At 71.6% G+C, this 23,072-nt stretch carries 19 protein-coding genes; 2 read left to right on the plus strand and 17 right to left on the minus strand.

From position 1 onward, the window contains the following. From EAO72_RS42730 to EAO72_RS03460, 16 genes are all read right to left on the minus strand, one after another. Positions 1–438: alkaline phosphatase family protein (locus tag EAO72_RS42730; RefSeq protein ID WP_261991298.1), on the minus strand; the 438-nt coding region annotated here is incomplete at its 3' end. After that, complete coding sequence (gene eboE, locus EAO72_RS03390) at positions 435–1,583, minus strand: metabolite traffic protein EboE (protein ID WP_148015707.1); 1,149 nt, start codon at positions 1,581–1,583, stop codon at positions 435–437. The genes eboE and EAO72_RS42730, both read right to left, overlap by 4 nt. Before the next feature lie 4 nt (positions 1,584–1,587). Further along, on the minus strand, positions 1,588–2,436 hold the full coding sequence (locus EAO72_RS03395) for a TatD family hydrolase (RefSeq protein ID WP_148015708.1): 849 nt from the start codon (positions 2,434–2,436) through the stop codon (positions 1,588–1,590). After that, positions 2,436–3,107 (minus strand): EboA domain-containing protein, encoded by a 672-nt coding sequence (locus EAO72_RS03400; protein ID WP_148015709.1) that lies wholly within the window; start codon positions 3,105–3,107, stop codon positions 2,436–2,438. The genes EAO72_RS03395 and EAO72_RS03400 overlap by 1 nt, the downstream gene beginning before the upstream one ends. Continuing rightward, positions 3,104–3,988, minus strand: coding sequence for a sugar phosphate isomerase/epimerase family protein (locus EAO72_RS03405; protein WP_148015710.1), 885 nt, complete (start codon positions 3,986–3,988; stop codon positions 3,104–3,106). Before EAO72_RS03405 ends, EAO72_RS03400 begins: the two co-directional genes overlap by 4 nt. Before the next feature lie 55 nt (positions 3,989–4,043). After that, complete coding sequence (locus tag EAO72_RS03410) at positions 4,044–4,928, minus strand: SCO3242 family prenyltransferase (protein ID WP_148015711.1); 885 nt, start codon at positions 4,926–4,928, stop codon at positions 4,044–4,046. After that, on the minus strand, positions 4,925–6,043 hold the full coding sequence (locus EAO72_RS03415; RefSeq protein ID WP_148015712.1) for an inositol-3-phosphate synthase: 1,119 nt from the start codon (positions 6,041–6,043) through the stop codon (positions 4,925–4,927). Before EAO72_RS03415 ends, EAO72_RS03410 begins: the two co-directional genes overlap by 4 nt. Before the next feature lie 227 nt (positions 6,044–6,270). Then, a complete protein-coding gene (locus EAO72_RS03420) occupies positions 6,271–9,990 on the minus strand; it encodes a ThuA domain-containing protein (RefSeq protein WP_148015713.1) in 3,720 nt (1,239 codons plus the stop codon). A 385-nt stretch (positions 9,991–10,375) separates the two neighbouring features. Continuing rightward, positions 10,376–11,380, minus strand: a complete 1,005-nt coding sequence (locus EAO72_RS03425) for a sugar phosphate isomerase/epimerase family protein (RefSeq protein WP_148015714.1) — start codon at positions 11,378–11,380, stop codon at positions 10,376–10,378. 12 nt (positions 11,381–11,392) lie between these two features. Then, positions 11,393–12,631 (minus strand): Gfo/Idh/MocA family protein, encoded by a 1,239-nt coding sequence (locus EAO72_RS03430; RefSeq protein WP_148015715.1) that lies wholly within the window; start codon positions 12,629–12,631, stop codon positions 11,393–11,395. A 68-nt stretch (positions 12,632–12,699) separates the two neighbouring features. Next, positions 12,700–13,740 (minus strand): substrate-binding domain-containing protein, encoded by a 1,041-nt coding sequence (locus tag EAO72_RS03435; RefSeq protein ID WP_148015716.1) that lies wholly within the window; start codon positions 13,738–13,740, stop codon positions 12,700–12,702. Between the two features lie 82 nt (positions 13,741–13,822). Beyond that, entirely contained in the window at positions 13,823–14,872 is a 1,050-nt protein-coding gene (locus tag EAO72_RS03440; protein WP_148015717.1) for an ABC transporter permease, read from the minus strand. Beyond that, the gene (locus EAO72_RS03445) at positions 14,869–16,401 is read right to left on the minus strand and encodes a sugar ABC transporter ATP-binding protein (RefSeq protein ID WP_148015718.1); all 1,533 of its coding nucleotides are present in this window, start codon (positions 16,399–16,401) and stop codon (positions 14,869–14,871) included. The genes EAO72_RS03440 and EAO72_RS03445 overlap by 4 nt, the downstream gene beginning before the upstream one ends. A 224-nt stretch (positions 16,402–16,625) precedes the next feature. After that, positions 16,626–17,807 (minus strand): ROK family transcriptional regulator, encoded by a 1,182-nt coding sequence (locus EAO72_RS03450; protein ID WP_148015719.1) that lies wholly within the window; start codon positions 17,805–17,807, stop codon positions 16,626–16,628. A gap of 210 nt (positions 17,808–18,017) precedes the next feature. Beyond that, a complete protein-coding gene (locus EAO72_RS03455) occupies positions 18,018–18,695 on the minus strand; it encodes a GntR family transcriptional regulator (protein WP_148015720.1) in 678 nt (225 codons plus the stop codon). A 63-nt stretch (positions 18,696–18,758) separates the two neighbouring features. Next, positions 18,759–19,709, minus strand: coding sequence for a beta-ketoacyl-ACP synthase III (locus EAO72_RS03460; RefSeq protein ID WP_148015721.1), 951 nt, complete (start codon positions 19,707–19,709; stop codon positions 18,759–18,761). A 308-nt stretch (positions 19,710–20,017) separates the two neighbouring features. On the opposite strand from EAO72_RS03460, the gene fdhD reads away from it, so the two are divergent. Beyond that, complete coding sequence (fdhD, locus tag EAO72_RS03465) at positions 20,018–20,866, plus strand: formate dehydrogenase accessory sulfurtransferase FdhD (protein WP_148015722.1); 849 nt, start codon at positions 20,018–20,020, stop codon at positions 20,864–20,866. A 26-nt stretch (positions 20,867–20,892) separates the two neighbouring features. Here the strand turns inward: fdhD and EAO72_RS03470 are convergent, their stop codons facing one another. Then, positions 20,893–21,918, minus strand: a complete 1,026-nt coding sequence (locus tag EAO72_RS03470) for a bile acid:sodium symporter family protein (protein ID WP_187284918.1) — start codon at positions 21,916–21,918, stop codon at positions 20,893–20,895. A 117-nt stretch (positions 21,919–22,035) separates the two neighbouring features. Between EAO72_RS03470 and EAO72_RS03475 the strand changes: the two genes are divergently transcribed. Beyond that, entirely contained in the window at positions 22,036–22,938 is a 903-nt protein-coding gene (locus EAO72_RS03475) for a LysR substrate-binding domain-containing protein (protein ID WP_148015724.1), read from the plus strand. Positions 22,939–23,072: the final 134 nt, after the last annotated feature.

Genomic DNA, 23,072 nt, shown 5'->3' on the forward strand with positions numbered 1-23,072 from the left:
GGTGTAGCAGTCGGGTTCCTTGCGGCCGTCGGCGTAGTAGACGGGGCGTGGGGTCACGGTGTAGTCGGTGTCGGCGCCCATGGCGTACCACCAGCAGATGTTGGCGACGGTGTAGCCGGGGTGGGTGCGGCGGGCCGCGTCCCAGAGTCTGTCGCCGGCGACGAGTCCGTTGTGCTGGCGCCACAGGAGGACGTCGCCGAGTTCGCGGAAGTACCAGCCGTTGGCGACGATGCCGTGCTCGGCGGGCGTGGTGCCGGTGAGAAAGGTGGACTGGGCGGCGCAGGTGACGGCAGGGAGCACGGTGCCGAGCGRGGCGTGGGTGCCGGACTGTCCGAGGGCCTTGAGGTGGGGCATGTGGTCGAGGAGGCGCGGGGTGAGCCCGACGACGTCGAGGACGAGGAGGGGGGTGGGCGCGCCGGTCGTCCCGGTGGTGGTCATGGCAGCTCCTTGAGGCCGAGGTCGGTCAGGAGGTCGCGGGCGAGGGTGAGTTCGGCGGCGATGCCGTCGGCGAGCTGGGCGCGGGTGCGGGGGCGCAGTTCCGCCGGGAGTGCCTGCCAGGTGTACGTCTCGACCTCCAGGTGCCGGGTGAGGGGGCGTGCACTGCCGACCAGCCGGCTCAGCGTGGCCCGGAGCACGGGAAGGGTGGAGGTGAGCACATGGAAGTGCGCGCGCCACGGGGCGCTGTCGGGCAGGGCCTCGCCGGCGACGGCTTCGTCGAGGTCGTCGGTGCCGCGAAGTCCGGCGGCGGTGGCGACGCGGGTCTGGTGCAGGAAGCGGGGTTCGGCGAAGGCGGCGAGGGCGGCGCGCACTTCGGGGAGGTGGGGGTGTTCGGCGTGCAGGGCCGCGGAGAGCTGGGTCTTGACGGCGGGGATCCCGGCGGCGGTGAGCGCGTCGAGGGCGGTGCCCGGGTCCTCGAAGGAGGTGGCGAGGTGGCAGGTGTCGATGCAGACGCCGATGCGCGGGTGGCCGACGGCGGTGAGGGGCGCGATGGCGTCGGAGGTGGTCTCGACGGTGCATCCGGGTTCGGGTTCGAGGCCGATCCGGATGGACTTGCCCGTGAGTTCGGCGAGGGCGTCGAGGCGTTCGCCGAGGGTGGTGAGCGCGGCGAGTGCGGTGCGGCCCGCTTCGGGGTCGCCCGAGTACGGGGTGCGCCAGGCGAGCGGGAGGGTGGAGATGGTGCCCTCGGTGACGTCGTCCGGCAGGAGCGTGGCGAGGAGCCGGGCGAGATCGGTGGTGTGGGCCAGGCGCTCGGGGTCGGTCCAGTCGGGCTTGTACACCCGGTACTTGACCTCCTCGGCGCCGAATCCTTCGTACGGGAAGCCGTTGAGGGTGACGACTTCGAGGCCGCGGCGGTCGAGTTCGGCGCGCAGGGACCGCAGCTGGGAGGGGTCGTTGATCAGGGAGCGGGCGGCGTCCCGGGCGAGCCAGAGACCGATGCCGAGGCGGTCGCGGCCGAGCCGTCTGCGTACGGGTTCGCAGTGGTCGCGCAGTTGGGCGCGGACGCCGTCGAGGGTTTCGGCCGGGTGCACGTTGGTGCAGTACGCGAGGTGGACGACGGAGCCGTCGGGGTGGCGGAAGCGCATGGCCTCATTCCCCGCCGCGCAGAATGGAGTTGCCCTCGTGGAGCGGTTCGGGGGCCGCGGTGTCGAGGTGGAGGCGGCCGCTCTGGCCGTAGAAGGCGACGGGGTTGCGCCACAGAACCTGGTCGACGTCGTCCTCGGTGAACCCGGCGGCGAGCATGGCGTCACCGACCCGGCGGGTCTTCAGCGGATCGCTTCTGCCCCAGTCGGCGGCGGAGTTGACGAGGACCTTCTCGGTTCCGTGGAGCTGGAGGACGGCGACCATGCGGTCCTCGTCCATCTTGGTGTCGGGGTAGATGGAGAACCCGGCCCAGCAGCCGCTGTCGCGGGCGTCCTTCACGGTGGTCTCGTTGAGGTGGTCGAGCAGCACCCGTTCGGGGTCCAGGCCGGATTCGCGTACGACGTCGATGGTGCGGCGCAGGCCGGCGAGCTTGTCGCGGTGCGGGGTGTGGACGAGGGCGGGCAGGCCGTGGTCGGCCGCGAGCTGGAGCTGGGCGGCCAGGGCGTGGTCCTCGGCCGGGGTCATCGAGTCGTAGCCGATCTCGCCGACGGCGACGACGGAGTCCTTGACGAGATAGCGGGGCAGCGCGTCGAGGACGGGCGTGCAGCGTGGGTCGTTCGCCTCTTTGGGGTTGAGGGCGAGCGTGCAGTGGTGGGCGATGCCGTACTGGGCGGCGCGGAAGGGCTCCCAGCCGAGCAGGGCGTCGAAGTAGTCGAAGAAGCTGGCGGGCGAGGTGCGGGGCTGGCCGAGCCAGAAGGAGGGTTCGACGAGCGCGCGGACCCCGGCGTCGTACATCGCCTGGTAGTCGTCCGTGGTGCGGGAGGTCATGTGGATGTGGGGGTCGAAGATGCGCATCAGGACTCCTGCGTCGAGGCCGTGGGGACCGGGGGTGCGACGGGGCCGGGTGCCGTGAGGGCGAGTACGTGGTGCAGTCCGGCGGGTACGGGGCGTCCGGCCGCGATGCGTTCGGACGCGAAGTCGCCCAGCATCCGGGCGAGTTCGGCGTCGCCGCGCGCTCTTCGGGCCAGCTGGGCGACGGCCTCGACGGGAACGCCGGTGAACAGGCACTTGAGGACGGCGTGGCGCCAGTGGTGCGGGTCGAGGTGGGCGGCGGCGTAGGGGCCGACGGCCGCGGCGATCAGCGTGGTGTCGTTGGTGCGCAGGGCGTCCTCGACGAGCGGCAGGGCGGTGGCGCCCAGGTCCAGCGCGGCCAGGCCGAGCAGGACGGCGCGGCGTTCGGCGGCGGTGCCCTGGTCGTAGAGGCGGGTCAGGGCGGGCAGCCCGGCGCGGGCCTCGGTGAGCAGCAGGACGCGTACGGAGTCGGCGTGTTCGAGTCCGCAGTGCCGGCCGGCGGCGGCGTACCGCAGTTCCCACGGCGGTACGGCGTAGGCGGTGCCGGAGGGTTCGCCGTCCGGGTGGCTGGCGGCGTGGGCGGCCTCGGCGAGGGCTTCGTCGAGCCAGGCGCGCGCGGCACCGCCGAGCAAGGTGTCGAGTTCCTTGCGGGACAGGAGGGGGGTCCGGGTCATGATGTGCTCCCTTCGGCGGTCTCGGCCTCACGCGGCGGGCGGTGCTTGTTCAGGAAGTCGATCGAGTCGCGGGCGAGTTCGGGACCCGCGTGGGAGTGGCGGGGCAGTTCGACGACGGTGAGGCCGGCGTATCCCCTCCTCCCGAGGGCGTCGAGTGCGGCGAGGACGGGCGGGAAGTCGATCTCTCCGTCGCCGAAGGGGAGGTGCTCGTGGACGCCGCGGCGCATGTCCTCGATCTGGACGTGGCGCAGCCAGGGGGCGGCGTCGCGTACGCAGTCGACGGGCAGGGCGGGCTCCAGGCACTGGCAGTGGCCGATGTCGAGGGTGAGCCCGAGGGGTTCCGGGTCGCCGCTCAGTACGCGCAGGTGGTGGAAGTCGGCGAGGGTGGCGAGGAGGTGGCCGGGCTCCGGTTCGATCGCGAGGGGCACTCCGGCGCGTTCCGCCGCGTCGAGGACCGGGGCGAGGGCGCCGGTCAGCCGCTGCCAGGCGGTGTGGGGTGCGGTGTCCGGCGGGGTGACGCCGCTGAAGCAGTGCACGGCGTGGGCGCCGAGGTCGGCGGCGACGTCGACGGCGCGGACCAGCAGGGCGGTCCTGGCCGCGCGGGCGTCCGGGTCCGGGTCCAGGAGGGAGGGGCCGTGCTTGCGGCGCGGGTCCAGGACGTAGCGGGCGCCGGTCTCCACGGTGACGCCGAGCCCGAGCTCCTGGAGCCGGGCGGCGACGCGGCGGGTGCGGGTGGCCAGGTCCGGGGCCATCGGGTCGAGGTGCATGTGGTCGAGGGTCAGGCCGACGCCGTCGTAGCCGAGGCCGGCGAGGAGCCCGAGGGCGTCGTCCAGGCGGAGGTCGGTGAGCCCGTTGGTTCCGTAGCCGAGGCGCAGCGTCATGTGGGGCTCACCTTCCGGGGGAGGGCGCGTGAACGGGGCGAGGCCCAGGACGGGGTCATGTGGGGCTCACCTTCCGGGAGAGGGCGCGGGCGAGCGGGACGAGGCCCATGACGGCGAGCGCGGAACCGGCTGCTCCGGCGCGGGCGGCGAGCGCGGCCTGGAGCGGGATCATCGCCTGGATGCCGCTGCCGACGGCGCGCTGGGTGAGGGGCGGCGACGGGTTGAGCGCGGCGTGCGTGAGGGGGTGTGCGGCGGTGCGGAGGTAGGCGCCGGTGAGCGCGGTGATCAGGAGCCGGGCGGGGGCGTTCCGGGGTGGCTGCCCCTCGTACGCCACGGCGCCGCCGATTCCGGCCACGGCCGCGAGGGCGGCGAGCGGCGCGGTGGTGGAGCCGCCCTGCGTCTCGTGGCGCGAGACGGCGGTGACCGCGTAGGTGTGGGTGCTCAGCAGGGCGGCGGCGGTCAGTGCGGCGCGGGCCGCTCGGGGCGACGGGGCTGCCGCCGTGGCCGTCGCGCCCAGCAGCAGGTCCAGACCTCGCGCCGCCGCCATCGCCGCCGGGCCCGCCGGGGTGTGCTTCAGGCGCAGGTCGTACGCCCATACGGTGGCAGCGAGGCCGGTGGCCACGGCGAGGGCCGGGCGACCCGCGCGGGCGGCGAGCACCAGGCCGGCTCCGGTCAGGGCGCCGGCCGATGTGAGGGCCGCGCGGGGCGAGATCCGGCCGGACGGGATCGGCCGGTGCGGGCGGTCGACGGCGTCCTCGTCGCGGTCGGCCCAGTCGTTGAGCGCCATGCCCGCCTCGTACAGGCAGAGCGAGGCGCCGACAGCCAGGGCGGTGGAGCGGTTGGGCCGCCGTCCGGCGGCCGCCGCGCCCGCGAGGGCGTCGCCCGGGACGGTGAACAGGGCGGAGACTCTGAGCAGTTCCGCCCAGGCGCGTACGCTCACCGCTCGCCTCGCAGCTGTTCGGCGAAGGCGAGCAGCGCCAGGTACTGCTCGGAGAGTGCGGCGGGTCCGCCGTCCGGGTCCTTGAAGTAGAAGCCGAGTTCGGGCCGCGGGCCGGTCAGCCCCACCTCGTGGGCCCGGGCCAGCAGTCGGGCCAGGTCGAGCACCAGGGGCGCGGCGAGGGCGGAGTCGCAGCCCTGCCAGGTGGTCTGGAGCACCATCCGCGCTCCGAGGAACCCGTCGAACGCGATGTGGTCCCAGGCGGTCTTCCAGTCGCCGAGCGCCGGGACGTCGTCGATGTGGACCTCGCCCTCGGGTGCGGCGCCGAGCGTGTCGGCGAGGACGCGTTCCTTGCCGGCGTTCTTCGCGGCGGCGGCGGCCGGGTCGGCGAGCGCCGCCCCGTCCCCGCCGCCCAGCAGATTGGTGCCGGACCAGGCGCGTACGGGCAGGGCGCGCTGGACGAACATCGGGGCGAGCACGGAGCGCAGCAGTGTCTGGCCCGTCTTGCCGTCGCGGCCCGCGTGAGGAAGTCCCGCGGCCGCGACGGCGTCCTGGAGGGCGGGCGCGCGCAGTCCGGTGGAGGGGGTGAAGTTGACGTACGGACAGCCGGCCCGGAGCGCGGCGGCGGCGTAGAGCGAGCTGGGGGGCAGCCGTGCGGCGTCGGGGGCGGGTGCCGGCTCGGTGGAGGACACGTTGACGACGACGGTCCTGGCCAGACCGCCCCGGCGGCCGAAGTCGGTGAGGTCGGCGGCGAACGCGGCGATGAGCTCCTCGTCGGTGCGGGTGTCACCGGGAAGGGGGCCGCCGAGGCGGATCTCCGCGTCGGCCGCCGCGAGTTCGGACCGTACGGCCGAGGGGAGTCCGTGCGGCAGCACTCCCCCGGCGGCCAGCGCCTCGGCCCGTTTGGGGAGCGGGCAGTCCAGGGTGTCGTGACCGCCGAAGACGAGGGAGGCCACGGGTGGCAGGCCGCTGCGGGCGAACGGGGCGGTCTCGGTGACCATGCCGGCGGCCGGGTGGAGTCCCGCCGCGACCGCTGCGCATCCCGCCGTGGCGGTGGTGGCGACGGAGCCGCGTGCTCCGATGAACCAGACTCCGGTACGAACGGCGTGTGCTGACACGGGCTGCCTCCCTGGCTGGGGGTCCTGGCTGGGCAGAGCTGGTGGCGCTGTACGTGAGGGGCCGCCTCGGGTGTCGGACGGCGGGTGCGTGTATGTGAGAGCGCCGCGGGCGGCGGACGGGGTCTGCCTGTACGTGAGGGGCCGCGGGCGGAGTGTGTAGGTACGTGAGGGGCCGCGGGCGGCGGACGGGGTGTGCTTGCCCCGCCCGCCGCCGGCCGGGTGAGTGCCTACGCCGAGGGCAGTTCCCTCAGCTGGATGTTGCGGAAGGACACCTGGTCGTCCGCCCCGTGGTTCTGGAGGCCGATGTAGCCGTCCTTGAGGCTGCGGACCGGGTCGGTGTTGGTGAAGTCGTTGATCTTCACTCCGTTGAGGAAGATCTGGAGCCGTTCACCCTGCACCTTGATCTCGTAGCTGTTCCACTGCCCCGGCGGCCTCAGCACCTGGTCGCGTGCCTTGGTGTTGGCCGCTTTGAAGGTGTAGACGGAGCCGGTGGTGCGGTCGACGGCGTCGGAGGCGTCGATCTGGACCTCGTAGCCGTTGTTCACCGCGGACCAGGGGTCGTCGGACTCGGGGAAGCCGACGAAGACGCCGGAGTTGTCGTCGCCCGCCATCTTCCAGTCGAGCTTCAGGGAGTACGACTTCAGCTCCTTGGCCTGGTAGGTCAGCAGACCCATCCCGCCCTGGGAGCGCAGCTCACCGTCGACCACGTCGAACTTCCCGGGCCCGGCCTGCTTCCAGCCTTCGAGCGTCTTGCCGTTGAAGATCGACCGGTAGCCGGTGCTCGGCTTGCAGTCGCCCTTGACCTGGCCGGCCGCGTACCGGACCCCGCCGAGGAGGAGCTGCCGGAAGTCCGCGTCGGCGTACGACTCCTTGGTGTGGCCGAGGCCGGTGTAGAAGGAGCGGCCGCCCTCGTAGGCCTGGCACCAGGTGATCGGGTGGTCGCCCTTCATGGTGCCGCCGGTGTAGGTCGTCTCGTCGAGCGTGGCGAGGACCTTCACCTTGTCGCGCGGGTTGGTGCGGTAGTTGTACAGCTCGTCGGTCCGCTCCCAGGTGTCGCCCAGGTGGGCGGTGGCCGGGTGCTTGTGGTCCTCGACGCGGACCGTGACGGGCTGGATGGCGGGGTGGCCGGAGAAGTACGCGCCGACGAGTCCGCCGTAGAAGGACCAGTCGTACTCGGTGTCGGCGGCGGCGTGGACGCCCATGTAGCCGCCACCGGTGGCGATGTAGTTCTCGAAGGCCTTCTGCTGGTCGGCGTTGAGTACGTCACCGGTCGTCGACATGAAGACGACGGCGTCGTAGCGGGCGAGGTTCGCCGTGGTGAACTGGCCGGCCTCCTCGGTGGCGTCGACCGTGATGTTGCTGCCCTTGCCGAGTTCCTTCAGTGCCGCGATGCCCTCGGGGATCGCGTCGTGGCGGAAGCCGGCGGTCTTGGAGAAGACCAGGACGCGCTTGGCGGTCTTGTCGGGCGGGGTGTTGGAGAGCTCGAAGTCGTCGATGTCGTAGAGCGCTCCTTCGCCTCCCTTGAAGACGAGGAACAGCTCGGTGGCCTTCTTCGGAGCGCCGCGCAGGGGAACGTCGATGTCCTGGAAGGTCTCCCAGCCACCGGTCACCGGCACCGGTGCGGAGCCGAGGATCTTCCCGGTCGCCGAGCCGGTGCGTACCTCGAGGAAGCCGCCTACGCCGCCGGAGGAGATCCGGGCGGTGAGCTTGGTGGAGTCTCCGAGGATGTACGGCTTGAAGGAGATCCAGTCGTCGTTGTGGATGTCGCCGACGGTCTTGCCGCCTTCGGCGTTGGCCTTGTCGAAGGTGTTGATGCCGGACGAGGCGTTGAAGTGCTCGGCCTGGCGGTGGCGCGGCTGGAGCTGCGACTGGTCGTGGCCGCTCAGCGCGGCCTGGCCGCCGCCTCCGCCGTCGGTGTACGAGGCGTCGATGACGCCGAAGATGTTGGCGTTGGGGTCGTGCCCGCCGTCCATCTCGGTCTTGATGGTGCCGGTGCAGCCGTGCTCCGTGGTGATGGGGTGTCCGTGGCTGTCGTGGCCGAGGACGAAGCGGACCTCGACCTTGGAGCAGTCGATCGTGCCGTCCTCGGGATCGGTGACGGTCACCTTGAACGGAATGTCGTCACCGAAGGTGAACAACTGCCCGTCGCCCGGCAGTTCCAGCTTGACCGTGGGTGCCGTGTTGCCGACGGTCACATGCACGCTGGCCGAACCGGTGCGGCCGGACGGGTCCTCGGCGGTGACGGTCGCGGTGTAGGTGCCGTTCTTCTTGTACGTGTACGCGGGGTTGGCGGCCGTGGAGGTTCCTCCGTCGCCGAAGTCCCATGCGTAGGTGAGGGCGTCGCCGTCACCGTCGGCGGTGCCGGCGGAGGAGAACTGCACCTTGAGGGGTGCGGTGCCCGACGTCTTGTTGGCCGCGGCCTCGGCGATCGGGGAGCGTCCCCCGGTGGCGTTCTCGATGCGGTAGAGGGCGGAGTTCTCGTCGCCGCCGAACCAGGAGAGGCCGTAGTCCAGGACGTACAGCGCCCCGTCGGGCCCGAAGGCCATGTCCATGATCTGGGTGCCGGACCACGGGATGTCGTTGATGGACTGGACCTTGCCGTCGGCGTCCTGCTCGATGCGCTTGATCCACTGGCGGCCGAACTCACCGGCGAAGAAGTCGCCGTCGTACGCCTCGGGGAACTTCACGGGCGAGTCGAGGTCGGCGTCGTAGTGGTAGACGGGTCCGCCCATCGGGGACTCCGAGCCGGTGCCGAACTCCGGTACGGACGCGCCGTCGTACGGGATCCAGGCGGCCTGGGCCGGGGGCAGGTCGACGAGGCCGGTGTTGTGCGGCGAGGTGTTCTTCGGGGCGGCGCAGTCGAAGGCCGCGCCGGAGGTCTTGGTGGCGAAGTCGTAGTCGATGAAGGGGTCGTTGTTGCCCGTGCAGTACGGCCAGCCGAAGTTGCCGGCCTTGGTCACCCGGGCGAACTCCACCTGGCCGGCCGGGCCGCGCTTGGGATCGGCCGCGCCGGCGTCCGGTCCGTAGTCACCGACGTAGACGATGCCGGTCGCCTTGTCGACGGAGAAGCGGAACGGGTTGCGGAAGCCCATCGCGTAGATCTCGGGGCGGGTCTTGTCCGTCCCCGGCGCGAAGAGGTTGCCGTCCGGGACGGTGTACGAGCCGTCGTCGGCGACCTTGATGCGGAGGATCTTGCCGCGCAGGTCGTTGGTGCTGCCCGCGGAGCGGCGGGCGTCGAAGGCCGGGTTGCGGTCGGGGCGCTCGTCGATGGGGCTGTAGCCGTCGGAGGCGAAGGGGTTGGAGTCGTCGCCGGTCGACAGGTACAGGTTGCCGTCCGCGTCGAAGTCGATGTCGCCGCCGACGTGGCAGCACATGCCGCGGGACGTCTGGACGTCGAGGACCTTCTTCTCGCTGCCGAGGTCGAGCGTGCCGTCCTCGTTCAGGACGAAGCGGGAGAGCCGGTTGACTCCGTCGAACGGGGCGAAGTCGGCGGCGGTACCGGTCTCGGGGGCGTCGCCGGCGGGGGTGTCCAGCGGGGGCGCGTAGTAGAGGTAGATCGCCCGGTTCTCGCTGAAGTCCGGGTCGACGCCGATCCCCTGGAGGCCTTCCTCGTCGTGCGAGTAGACGGGGATGACACCGGAGATCCGGGTGTTGCCGGCGCTGTCGGTGATGCGGAGCTCGCCGCTGCGCGAAGTGTGGAGCACGCTGCGGTCGGGGAGCACGGCCAGCGACATGGGCTCGCCGGTCTCGGCGGCGCCCTTGGCGAGGGTGACCTGCTGGAAGTCCTCGGCGGCCGGGGCGGGGGCGGGATGGTCGTCGTGGGCGGCGGCCGTGCCCGCTGTGGCGCTCAGGCTGAGAGTGGCGGCGGCGAGAAGGCCACCGGTGAACAGGGCGAGGGATTTGCGGAGGCGGAGCCTTGTTCTGGTCCTGCTGCGGGTTCTGTGCACGAGTGTCCTCCGGAGAGTGCCGGTGGTACGGGTGGGTACTGCCGTGCCGTAAGCGCGGGGACTGCCGCGCAGGTCAGCGGGGCCTGAGCGGCTCCGGTGACGGGGGTATGACAGTGGGTTATGTCATGTACACGTCTTGGACGGTAGACCTGTTCGTCCGGGACGGAAAGCCCTTGTGCAGCGGCATGTCGAACTTTTTCCTTGCTCAGGACAAAGGGGGGTGTGGGCAGGGCGGAGCGGCCCSGCGGCCCCCGCACACGCCGCCGGGCCGGGTAAGGACTGAGCGTTCTGAGGGGCTCCGCCCCGGACCCCGCGCCTCAAACGCCGGCGAGGCTGAAAACCGAGCCTGATGCGCGGGAGTYCGGGGCGGAGCCCCTCAGAACGCTCAGTCCTTACCGCCGAACGCCGCGTCGAACGACGCGCTCGGCGGGTCGAAGTCGAACTGCTTCAGCGACGTCAGGGCCTCCGGCGCGCCCGCGAGGCGGTCCATGCCCGCGTCCTCCCACTCCACCGAGACCGGACCCTCGTAGCCGATGGACCGCAGCATCCGGAACACGTCCTCCCACGGCACGTCCCCGTGTCCTGCCGAGACGAAGTCCCAGCCGCGGCGCGGATCGCCCCACGGGAGGTGGGATCCGAGCCGGCCGTTGCGGCCGTCCAGGCGCTTGCGCGCCTCCTTGCAGTCCACGTGGTAGATCCGGTCCCGGAAGTCGTACAGAAAGCCCACCGGGTCCAGGTCCTGCCAGACGAAGTGGCTCGGGTCGAAGTTCAGCCCGAACGCCGGACGGTGGTCCACCGCCTCCAGAGCACGGTGCGTCGTCCAGTAGTCGTACGCGATCTCGCTGGGGTGCACCTCGTGGGCGAAGCGCACACCCTCCGCGTCGAAGACGTCGAGGATCGGGTTCCAGCGCTCCGCGAAGTCCTCGTACCCACGCTCGATCATGTGCGGCGGGACCGGCGGGAACATCGCGACCAGGTGCCAGATCGACGAGCCGGTGAAACCGATGACCGTGTCCACGCCGAAGGCGGCGGCCGCCCGTGCGGTGTTCTTGATCTCCTCGGCGGCCCGGCGGCGCACCCCTTCGGGCTCGCCGTCGCCCCAGATCCGGGCGGGCAGGATGCCCTGGTGGCGTTCGTCGATCGGACTGTCGCAGACGGCCTGGCCGACCAGGTGGTTGGAGACCGCCCAGCACTTCAGCCCGTACTTGTCGAGGAGTTGGTGCTGACTCTCCAGATAGCCGGGGTCGGCCAGCGCCTTGTCGACCTCGAAGTGGTCTCCCCAGCATGCCAGTTCGAGGCCGTCGTAGCCGAAGTCACGCGCGTACCGGCAGACCTCCTCCAGGGGCAGATCGGCCCACTGACCGGTGAACAGGGTGAAGGGACGGGGCATGCGCAGGACCTCCTAGAGCTGGACGGGGGTGAGTACGGAGTTCTTCGCGGCGCTCTCCTCCACCGCCGCCAGCACCCGTTGCACCTGGAGTCCGTCGGCGAACGACGGTACGGGGGCGGCGCCTTCGGCGATCGTCCGCACCGCGTCACGGGCCTGGTGGATGAACGTGTGCTCGTAGCCGAGCGCGTGCCCCGGCGGCCACCAGGCCTCCAGGTACGGATGCTCGGGCTCGGTGACCAGGATGCGCCGGAAACCTGCCGTGGTGGCGGGCTCGGTGTGGTCGTGGAAGGACAGTTCGTTGAGGCGTTCCAGGTCGAAGGCGAGCGAACCGAGCTCGCCGTTGATCTCCAGACGCAGCGCGTTCTTGCGCCCCGCCGCCATCCGGGTCGCCTCGAAGGAGGCCAGCGCGCCCGAGGCGAGCCGGCCGGTGAACAGCGCCGCGTCGTCCACCGTCACCGTGCCGTACTCCTCCGCTGCCGCGGCGCCGCCGAGGCCGCCCGCAGGGCCGGCGAGCAGCGGGCGTTCGCGGACGAAGGTCTCGCTCACCGCGGAGACACCGACCAGCGGCTCGCCCGCCAGGTACTGGGCGAGGTCCACGATGTGCGCGCCGAGGTCGCCGAGCGCGCCGGAGCCGGCGTGCTCCTTCTCCAGCCGCCAGGTGAGCGGGGAGGCGGGGTCGACGAGCCAGTCCTGGAGGTAGGTGGCCCGCACGTGCCGCAGGGTGCCGAGGCGGCCTGCCGCGATGAGCGTGCGGGCGTAGGCGATGGCGGGAACCTTGCGGTAGTTGAAGCCGACGATCGCGATCTGGCCGCGTGCGGCGGCGCGCGCCGCCGCCTCGGTCATGGCCTCCGCCTCCGCGACCGTGTTGGCGAGGGGCTTCTCGCACAGCACGTGCTTGCCCGCTTCCAGGGCCGCGATGGCGATCTCCGCATGGCTGTCGCCGGGGGTGCAGATGTCGACGAGCTGGACGTCGTCGCGGGCGATCAACGCCCGCCAGTCGGTCTCCGCCGCCGCCCAGCCGTGCCGGTCGGCGGCGGCCTGGACCGCCGTCCGGTCGCGTCCGCAGATCGCGGCGAGCACCGGCCTCATCGGCAGCTCGAAGACATGGCCCGCGGTGCGCCATCCCTGCGAGTGGGCGGCGCCCATGAACGCGTATCCGACCATGCCGACCCCGAGCGTCGGTGCGCTCGCCATCGGCCGGTACGTCGGCGGCGCGGCCGCCTCCTGCTCCGTCTCTTCCCTACGGGCCATCCGGGCTTCCTCCTCGTCGGTGGTTCGGTGGGTGCGGCGGGAGGGTCAGCACCCTCCCGCGAGACGGCTCAGCTGAAGCCCGTCGGAAGGTACTGGTCGATGTTGTCCTTGGTGACCACGGCCGAGTACAGGGTGAGATTGGTCGGGATCTCCAGCTCGGCGAGCCCGGCCACCCCCTTGGCCTGGCCGAGCGCCCGGGCGAGGTCGATCGCGGACGCCGCCATGGTCGGCGGGTAGAGAACGGTGGCCTTCAGCACGCTGTTGTCCGCCTTGATGGCGTCCATCGCGGACTTGGCCCCGGCGCCGCCGACCATCAGGAACTCGTCGCGGCCGGCCTGCTGGATGGCGCGGAGCGCGCCGACGCCCTGGTCGTCGTCGTGGTTCCACAGGGCGTCGAACTGCTTCTGGGCCTGGAGGAGCTGGGACATCTTCGCCTGGCCGGACTCGACGGTGAAGTCGGCCGCCTGACGGGCCACCAGCTCGATGTTGGAGTAGTTCTTCAGCGCGTCGGCGAAGCCCTTGCTGCGCTGCTTGGTCAGCTCCAGGTTGTCGATGCCCGCGAGCTCGACGACCTTGGCGCTCGACTTGTCCTTGAGCTGTTCGCCGATGTACGTGCCGGCGTTGAGCCCCATGCCGTAGTTGTCCCCGCCGACCCAGCAGCGGTAGGCCTGGGGCGAGGCGAAGATGCGGTCCAGGTTGATGACGGGGATGCCCGCCCGCATGGCCTCCAGGCCGACCTGGGTGAGTGCCTTGCCGTCGGCCGGCAGGATGACGAGGACGTCGACCTTCTTGTTGATGAGGGTCTTGACCTGGCCGATCTGGGCGGCGGTGTCGTTGGAGCCCTCGGTGGTCTCCAGGGTCACCTCGGAGTACTTCTTCGCCCGCGACCTGGCGTTCTCGTTGATGGCGTTGAGCCAGCCGTGGTCGGCCTGCGGTCCCGCGAAGCCGATGGTGACGGGCTTGCCGGGCTTGTTGTCCGCGGCGGGAGCGTTGCTCTGCGCGGCGGTGTCCTTCTCCTTGGGGTCGTTGCTGGTGCAGGCGGTCAGCAGGGCGCCTGCGGAGACTGCGGCGGTACCGAAGAGCAGTCCTCTGCGGCTGGTTTCTGGCATGGCTGTCAAACCCTTCATCCGATGCGGCACGGGATGCGGAACAGGCGGGGGTCGAACGGTGGAGAGGCGGGGTGACGGGGGGTCAGGTCTCCCCGTGGGCCGACGTCCGGCGCTGGACGAGGACGGCGGCGACGATGATCGCGCCCTTGGCGATCTGCTGGACGTCGCTCTGCAGGTTGTTGAGCGCGAAGATGTTGGTGATCGTGGTGAAGACGAGGACGCCCAGGACGGAGCCGACGATCGTGCCGCGGCCGCCGCTGAGCAGGGTGCCGCCGATGATCGCGGCGGCGATGGCGTCGAGCTCGTACAGGTTGCCGTTGGTGTTCTGGCCGGAGCCGGACAGGATGATCAGCATGAAGGCGGCGATGCCGCAGCAGAGCCCGGAGAGCAGGTAGAGGTAGAGCCGCTGGCGTCGAACGTCGATCCCGGCCAGCCGGGCCGCTTCCGCGTTGCCGCCGACGGCGACCGTGCGCCGGCCGAAGGTCGTACGGTTCAGCACCAGCCAGCCGACGACGGTGACCAGGGCGAACATCATGACCAGCGGCGGGACGCCGAGGACGTACGCGTCCGGCAGCCCCAGGTCGAGGACCGACTTGACGGTGACGATCTGCGTCTTGCCGTCCGTGATGTTCAGGGCCAGTCCGCGCGCGGAGGCGAGCATCGCCAGCGTCGCGATGAACGGCACCAGCCTGCCGTACGCGATCAGCACACCGTTGACGAGTCCGGCGCCGAGGCCGACCAGGACGGCGGTGAAGAGGATGCCCGCGAACCCGAAGTCCTGCGTGGCGAGCGTCGTCGCCCAGACGGAGGCGAGGGCCACCATGGCGCCGACGGACAGGTCGATACCGCCGCCGATGATGACGAAGGTCATGCCGACGGTGACGACCCCGATGACGGACGCCTGGGTCAGGATGAGCTGGAGGTTCCCGGTGTCCAGGAAGGCGTCGGGTTCGGTGATGCCGCCGACGACGACGAGCGCGGCGAGGACGCCGAGCAGGGAGAGGTTGCGGACGTCCGCGCGCAGCCCGAAGGCACGCGGGGGCCGGTCCTTCTTCGGGGACGCGGGGACGGACACGGGCACGGCGCCCTTGTCCGGCCCGCTCTGCTGCGCCGAGGAGACGGGCTGCGTCATGACGTCGGGCTCCCTTCCATCACGAGGTCGAGTACGCGGTGCTCGTCGAGTTCCCCGGCGTCCGCCGTATGGACGACACGCCCTTCGCGGAGGACCAGCACCCGGTCGGCGAGGCCCAGGACTTCGGGCACTTCGCTGGAGACGAGCAGAACGGCGAGGCCTTCGTCGGCCAGCCGGCGGATCACGGCGTAGAGCTCGGCGCGGGCGCCGACGTCCACTCCGCGGGTCGGTTCGTCGAGCAGCAGCACCCGGCAGCCGCGCAGCAGCCAGCGGGCGAGGACCGCCTTCTGCTGGTTGCCGCCGGAGAGGGTGCGCACGGGGGTGTCCGGGTTGTCGGGGCGCAGGGAGAGTTCACGGGTGGCGGCGCGGGCCGCCTTGCGTTCGGCTCCCCGGTCCACCCAACCGGCCCTGGAGAAACGGGACATGGAGGACACGGAGACATTGCGGGTGACGGATTCGAGCATCAGCAGGGCCTGCGCCTTGCGTTCCTCGGGGGCGAGGCCGATACCGGCGGCGACGGCGGCGCGTACGCTGCCGGGCCGCAGCGGCCTGCCCGCGACCGTGACCCGGCCCGCGGTGGCCTTGCGGGCGCCGTAGATGGTCTCCAGGATCTCGGAGCGTCCCGAGCCGACGAGTCCGGCGAGGCCCACGATCTCGCCGGGCCTCAGCTCCAGGTCGACGGGGTCGAACTCGCCCTTCCTGGTGAGGCCTTGGACCGTGAGGACCGGGGCCGGCACGGGACGGGCGTCCTCGGGGGTGGCTTCGGGCCGGGGCGGGAAGACGTACTCGACGTTGCGGCCGGTCATCATGGCAACGATGTCGCGCGTCGGCGTGGACTCGGCGGGAAGCCCGACCGCGACGGCCCGGCCGTCCTTGAGGACGGTCACCCGGTCGCCGATCCGGCGGATCTCCTCCAGGCGGTGCGAGATGTAGACGACGGCGACACCGTCGGCGGTCAGCGAGGCGACGATCCTGAAGAGGTTGTCGACCTCGTCGGGGTCCAGGGCGGCCGACGGCTCGTCCATCACGATGAGGCGTACGTCGTGCGAGAGCGCCCGGGCCATGGACACGATCTGCTGCTGGGCCGCGGAGAGTTCACCGACCGCGCGGGCCGGGTCGATCTCCGGATGGCCGAGCCGTTCCAGCAGGGCGGCCGCCGACGTGCGGCCCTCGCGGGTGCGGACGACGAAGCCGGCACTGGTGGGTTCATGGCCGAGGAAGACGTTCTCGGCGACCGACAGGCCCTCGACCAGGTCGAGTTCCTGGTAGATGGTGGCGATCCCGAGGCGCATCGCGGTGATGGGCGACTTGAGTACCGCCGGCGCCCCGCACCAGGTGATCTCGCCGTCATCGGGCTGGTGGGCCCCGGCGAGGACCTTGATGAGCGTGGACTTGCCGGCGCCGTTCTGGCCGAGGAGGCAGTGGACTTCGCCGGCCTGGACCTCCAGGTCCACGCCGTCGAGGGCGCGCACACCGGGAAAGGACTTGGTGATGCCGGACATGGTGAGCAGCGGTGGTTCTGGAGCCATGACGAATCCCCTCGGCGGATGGGGTGCCCCTGCGCGGGCGAGTCCGGAAGCAGGGGGAAGGGCCGGTGAGCGGGCAGGACGCAGTGCGGTCCCGGGGGTGTTCCCCGGGCCCCGGCCGGGGCGCGGGGCGGTGCCTTTGGTGCCGTCGGGCCTTGTGCGGGCCGGTGGAGGGCGGGGCGGGTGCGGGATCGTGCGGGATCAGGCAGGTGGGACGACAAGCGGGATCAGGCGGGTGAGAAGAGGTGGTCGCTGATGAGCCTGGCCGCGCCGATGACTCCGGCGGCGGGTCCGAGCTCGCCCAGCACGATCGGGAGGTTTCCGGTGGCCAGGGGCAGGGACTGCCGGTAGACCTGGGTCCGGACGCTGGCCAGCAGCGTGTGGCCCAGTCCGGTCACCCCGCCGCCGATCACCACCAGACCGGGATTGAAGAAGCTGACGAGTCCCGCGATGACCTGTCCGACCCGGTTGCCGCCTTCACGGATCAGGTCGAGCGAGGTGGGGTCGCCGGCGGCCGCGGCTGCGGCGACGTCGGCGGCGGTGAGTTTCCCGGACGCCTCCAGCCGGGCCGCGAGCTCCAGGGACTGACCGGCGCGGGCCGCGTCCTCGGCGTCGCGGGCCAGTGCGGCGCCGCTGAAGTGTGCTTCCAGGCAGCCCCGGTTGCCACAGGCGCAGGGACGGCCGTCGGGTTCGACCTGGATGTGGCCGATGTCGCCGGCGCTGCCCGTCGTACCGCGGTGGACCTCTCCGCCGACGACGWTGCCGCAGCCGATGCCGGTGCCGATCTTGACGCAGAGGAAGTCGCCCACGGAACGGGCGACGCCCGCGTGCTGCTCCCCCATCGCCATCAGGTTCACGTCGTTGTCGACCATGACGGGACAGCCCAGTTCCTGGCTGAGCGCCTCGCGGACCGGGAAGCCGTCCCAGCCGGGCATGATCGGCGGTGCGACCGGGATGCCTTCGGGGAAGCGGACCGGTCCCGGTACGCCGATGCCCGCGCCGTCGAACCCTTCGGCGAGCCCGGAGGCCCGGAGCTTGGCCGCCATGGACAGCACCTGCTCGAAGATGGCCACGGGGCCTTCGCGTACGTCCATGGGGTGGTTGAGGTGCCCCAGGACCTCCAGTTCCGCGTTGGTGACCGCCACATCGACCGAGGTGGCGCCGATGTCGACGCCGAGGAAGCGCAGTGCGGGGGCGAGCCGGATGTTGTGCGAGCGACGCCCGCCGCGGGATGCGGCGAGTCCGTCGGCCACGACAAGGCCGGTCTCCAGCAGTCTGTCCACCTCGACGGCGAGCTTGGAGCGGGAGAGATCGACCTGATCCCCCAGCTGTGCCCGTGAGTTGGGCCCGCCGTCGCGCAACAGCCGGAGCAGTCGCGCCTGATGCGCATTCGCGGGTCGTGCCGTCATCCGTCTCACGCGCCCCTCCCCGCCACATCGGCCTGTCCGTCGGGCTTTGGAGGGGAACGTAGCAGCGGTTGCCGGGAGTGGGAAGAAGTTGCGCAGGAATCCACCACAACTTTCTCCACCCCGAGGACAAAGGGGGGCGGTGGGCCCCCGGACATGGAAACGTCCCCGACCGCGGCGGCGCCGGCGATCGAGGACGTGAGCGGGGAGGTTCTACGCCTCTTCGCGCTGGTGGTACGTCTGCCGGGTGTGCTCCGTGTGGGTCCGCATGATCGCCGTCGCCCGCTGCTCGTCGTGCGAGGAGATCGCGGCGATCAGGGAACGGTGCTCGATCCAGGACTGCGTACCGCGCTGCCGGGCGACGGGCGTGTAGTACCAGCGGACCCGCCGGTCCACCTGCCCGGCCAGTTCGGCGAGGACGACATTGCCGGCCAGCTCCATGACCTTGGCGTGGAAGGCGGCGTTGGTCGCCACCGCAAGGTCCACGTCGTCGTCGGTGACGGCCTGTTCGCCCTTGGTGCAGAGCTCCTCCAGCGCGGCGATGCCCGCCGGAGTGGAGTGGGCGGCTGCGAGGCGGGCGGCCTCGGCCTCCAGAAGCATCCGGACCGAGAGCAGCTGGTCCGCCTCCTGCTCCGTGGGTTCATGGACGAACGCGCCCTGGGCGGGCCGCAGATCGACCCATCCCTCGGTGTTGAGCCGTTGCAGCGCCTCACGCACCGGCTGCCGGGACACGCCCAGGTGCCCGGCCAGCTCGCTCTCGACCAGATGCTGGCCGGGACGGAGTGCCCGGGTGGTGATGAGTTCGAGCAGCGCCTCGTAGACGCGCTCGCGCAGCGGACCGGGCCGTTCCAGCTTCGGCACAGCCCCCTGCGGCAGTCCTGTGGACAACATCGCGGTCCCCCTCCGGGCGACGAGCAATTGCTTATCGTCTACAGTCTACCGATCTCGCTCCCCTCAGGGACAGCGGATGACCTGTCCCGCGTAGCTCAGGTTCCCGCCGAAGCCGAAAAGCAGCGCCGGGGCGCCGGTCGCGACCTCGCCCCGCTCCACCAGCTTGGACAGGGCCATCGGGATCGAGGCAGCGGACGTGTTACCGGAATCCACCACATCCCGGGCGATGACCGCGTTGACGGCACCGATCTTCCGGGCGACGGGTTCGATGATCCTCAGATTGGCCTGATGCAGCACCACCGCGGCGAGGTCCTCGGGCGTGATCCCCGCCTTCTCGCACACCTTGCGCGCGATGGGCGGCAGTTGGGTGGTGGCCCAGCGATAGACGGACTGCCCCTCCTGGGCGAAGCGCGGCGGCGTGCCCTCGATCCGTACCGCGTCCCCCATCCCCGGCACGGAACCCCACAGGACCGGCCCGATCCCGGGCCGGCCGGCCGCCCCGGAGTCGGCGACCACGACCGCGGCACCGGCGCCGTCGCCCATCAGCACACAGCTGGAGCGGTCGGTCCAGTCGACGATGTCGCCCATCTTGTCGGCGCCGATCACGAGCGCGCGGGTGGCGGCGCCCGCCCTGACGGCGTGGTCGGCGGTGGCGAGGGCGTGGGTGAAACCCGAACAGACCACGTTGATGTCCATCACCGCGGGCGAGGACATGCCGAGGCGGGCGGCGACCCGGGCCGACATGCTGGGCGAGCGGTCGATCGCGGTGGAGGTGGCGACCAGGACCAGATCGATGTCGGCGGGCTGGAGCCCGGCGGCGGCGAGCGCCTTGGCCGCCGCGTGCGCGGCGAGCTCGTCCACCGGCTCGTCGGGGCCGCCGAGGTGCCGGGTCTTGATACCGACGCGGCTGGTGATCCACTCGTCACTGGTGTCGACCATGGCCGCCAGATCGTGGTTGGTGAGCACCTTGGCGGGCTGATAGTGGCCGAGCGCCACGACACGTGAGCCGGTCATGTTCAGGTTCCCCTCGCTACATATGGCAGGAACCATCCAGTCTTGGTCGCTACCGTCCGGTACAAGGGCACGTGATCCCACAGGAATACCGCCCGGAGCTTGGAGGCTTGACAACAGCCCCGACCGACGTCAAGGCATACTGTAGGCAGAATTCTGTCGACTTCACGGTGCCGCCGGCCCGCCGCTCCGGGTGCGGGACAATGACCTCGTCGAGGTCACCCCGCCGCACGGGACCCGGTGATCCACGACATCCTCTGCACCAAGGGCCGTTTCGGCTTCCCTCACGCACAGAATCGGGGCTGACTGTCATGGGACGGGTCACCGAGCGCCGCCGCACCCTCCGCATCCGGGACGGAGCCGTCACCACTCGCCCGGACACCCTCGTCGCCGAGGAGCCCCTGGAGATCCGGCTGAACGGCAAGCCGCTCGCCATCACCATGCGCACCCCGGGCGACGACTTCGCGCTCGCGGCCGGCTTCCTCGTGAGCGAGGGCGTGATCGGCGAGGGGTCCGAGGTGCAGTCGATCGTGTACTGCGCCGGAGCGACGGCCGACGGGGTGAACACGTACAACGTGGTGGACGTGAAGCTCGCGCCCGGCGTCGCGGTCCCCGACATCACGCTGGAGCGCAACGTCTACACGACGTCGTCCTGCGGGCTCTGCGGCAAGGCCAGCCTGGACGCGGTCCGCACCACCACCCGGCACCCGGTCGCCGACACTCCCCCGGTCCGGGTGGCACCCGCACTGCTGGCCGCTCTTCCCGACCGGTTGCGCGCCTCGCAGCGGGTCTTCGACCGGACCGGCGGCCTGCACGCGGCGGCCCTGTTCTCCGAGACGGGCGAGCTCATCGACGTACGGGAGGACGTGGGCCGGCACAACGCGGTCGACAAGCTGGTCGGCCGGGCCCTGACCGACGGCCGGCTGCCGCTGTCCCGGGCGATCCTGCTGGTCTCGGGCCGGGCCTCGTTCGAGCTCGCGCAGAAGGCGGTGATGGCCGGAATCCCGATGCTGGCGGCCGTCTCGGCGCCGTCGTCCCTCGCGGTCGACCTGGCGGCCGAGACCGGACTGACCCTGGTCGGATTCCTGCGGGGGCCCTCGATGAACGTGTACGCGGGAGAGCACCGCATCGCTCTGGAGGAGCCGGCCGTCCAGGGCTGAGGTGCCCCGCGGGCGTTCACGGCCGCTCAGCCCACCGGGGCGGCCTCCCGCGACGCCGCGCTGCCGGAGGTGTCCTCCAGGGGATCCCGGGCCCGACGCTTCGCGATCACGGCGCACACCATGAGCTGCATCTGGTGGAAAAGCATCAACGGCAGCACGGCGAGGCTCGCCTGCGCGCCGAACAGGACGCTGGCCATCGGCAGTCCCGACGCGAGGCTCTTCTTCGAGCCGGCGAACTGGATCGCGATGCGGTCCTCGCGGCCGAAGCCGAGCCGCTTCGCCCCGTACCAGCTCAGCGCCAGCATGACGGCCAGCAGCACCGCTTCGACGGCGAGCAGCGCGCCGAGCCGGGCCGGGGTGACCTGGTGCCAGATGCCCGCGACCATGCCCTCGCTGAACGCGGTGTAGACGACCAGCAGGATCGAGCCCCGGTCGACGAGGCCGAGGACCTTCTTGTGGCGGGTCAGGAAGCCGCCGATCCAGCGGCGCAGCAGCTGTCCCGCGAGGAACGGCAGCAGCAGCTGGACGCCGATCTTCAGCAGCGCGTCCGCGGAGAAGCCGCCCCCGCTGTTCCCGAGGAGCGCCGCCGCGAGCAGCGGGGTGACGAAGATGCCGGCGATCGAGGAGAAGGAGCCCGCACAGATCGCGGCGGGCACGTTGCCGCGGGCGATCGAGGTGAACGCGATCGACGACTGGATGGTCGAGGGGACAAGGCAGAGGAAGAGGAGGCCGCTCTGCAGCTGGGGTGTCAGGACGTACGGCACCAGCCCCCGGCTCGCCAGGCCCAGCAGCGGGAAGGCGACGAACGTGCAGGCCAGGACGGTGAGGTGGAGCCGCCAGTGCTTGAGCCCTTCGACCGCTTCGGCGGTGGAGAGCCGGGCGCCGTAGAGGAAGAACAGGAACGCGACCGCTCCGGTGGAGGCCCCGCCCGCCACGTCGGCCGCGGCACCCGACGCCGGCAGCAGAGCCGCCAGTACGACGGTACCGATCAAGGCCATGATGTACGGGTCGACGGGCAGCCAGGACGGCAATCGCGGGGTTCGGCGGCTCATGTGCTCCACGTGTCTCTCGTTCAGAAGCGTGCGCCCCCCATCCTGCGCCCGATCAGCCACATCGGGAATCCCGTATACCGCTCTGACTGTCATCACGATTCGCGATAACTTGGCGCCATGTACGACCCGGCACAGCTGCGCACCTTCCTCGCCGTCGCCCAGACCCTCAGCTTCACCGCGGCCGCGCGCCGGCTCGGGGTGCGGCAGTCCACGGTCAGCCAGCATGTGCGGCGGCTTGAGGACGCGGCCGGGCGTCAGCTGTTCACCCGGGACACGCACCGGGTCGACCTCACGGTGGACGGCGAGGCGATGCTCGGCTTCGCGCGGACGATCCTGGAGGCCCACGAACGGGCGTCGGCGTTCTTCACCGGCACCCGGCTGCGCGGGCGGCTGCGCTTCGGGGCCTCGGAGGACTTCGTGCTGACCCGGCTGCCGGAGATCCTCCAGTCGTTCCGCCGCGACCATCCGGAGGTCGAGCTGGAGCTGACCGTCGAGCTGTCCGGGACGCTGCACCAGCAGCTGGCCGCGGGCCGTCTCGACCTGGTGCTCGCCAAACGGCGGACCGGGGACACCCACGGGGAACTGGTCTGGCAGGACGCGCTGGTCTGGATCGGCGCCCCGCGGCTGCGGATCGACCCGGACGGGCCGGTACCGCTGATCCTCTTCCCGCCGCCCGGCATCACCCGGGCCCGCGCGCTGGAGGTGCTGGAGGAGCAGGGCCGCTCGTGGCGGGTCGCCTGCACGAGCGGCAGCCTCAGCGGCCTGATCGCCGCCGCCCACGCGGGGCTCGGAGTGATGGCGCACAGCCGCGGCCTGGTTCCGCCGGGGCTCGTTCCGGTGGCGGCCCGGGCGGGGCTCCCGGACCTCGGCGACGTCGACTTCGTCCTGCTGCACGGGCGGCGGCGGGACGGTGCGCAGCAGGCGGCGGACGCACTGGCCGCGGCGATCCTGGCGGGCGGCGACCGGCTGATCCGTCCGCGCGGCGGTGTGGGGGCGATCGGTCCGCAGGACCGCGCATGACGGTGTGCCGGGAGGGGGAGGATCAACGGGGCACGGCGACGCCTCGGCTCCTCCCCGAAGCAGCCCGGACCGGTCCGGCTCTGACCGAGCGGCCCTGACCGAGCGGCCCTGGGCGGTCGGCCCTGACCGAGCGG

This window comes from Streptomyces sp. OR43, from assembly GCF_008042275.1.
Classification (GTDB): domain Bacteria; phylum Actinomycetota; class Actinomycetes; order Streptomycetales; family Streptomycetaceae; genus Streptomyces.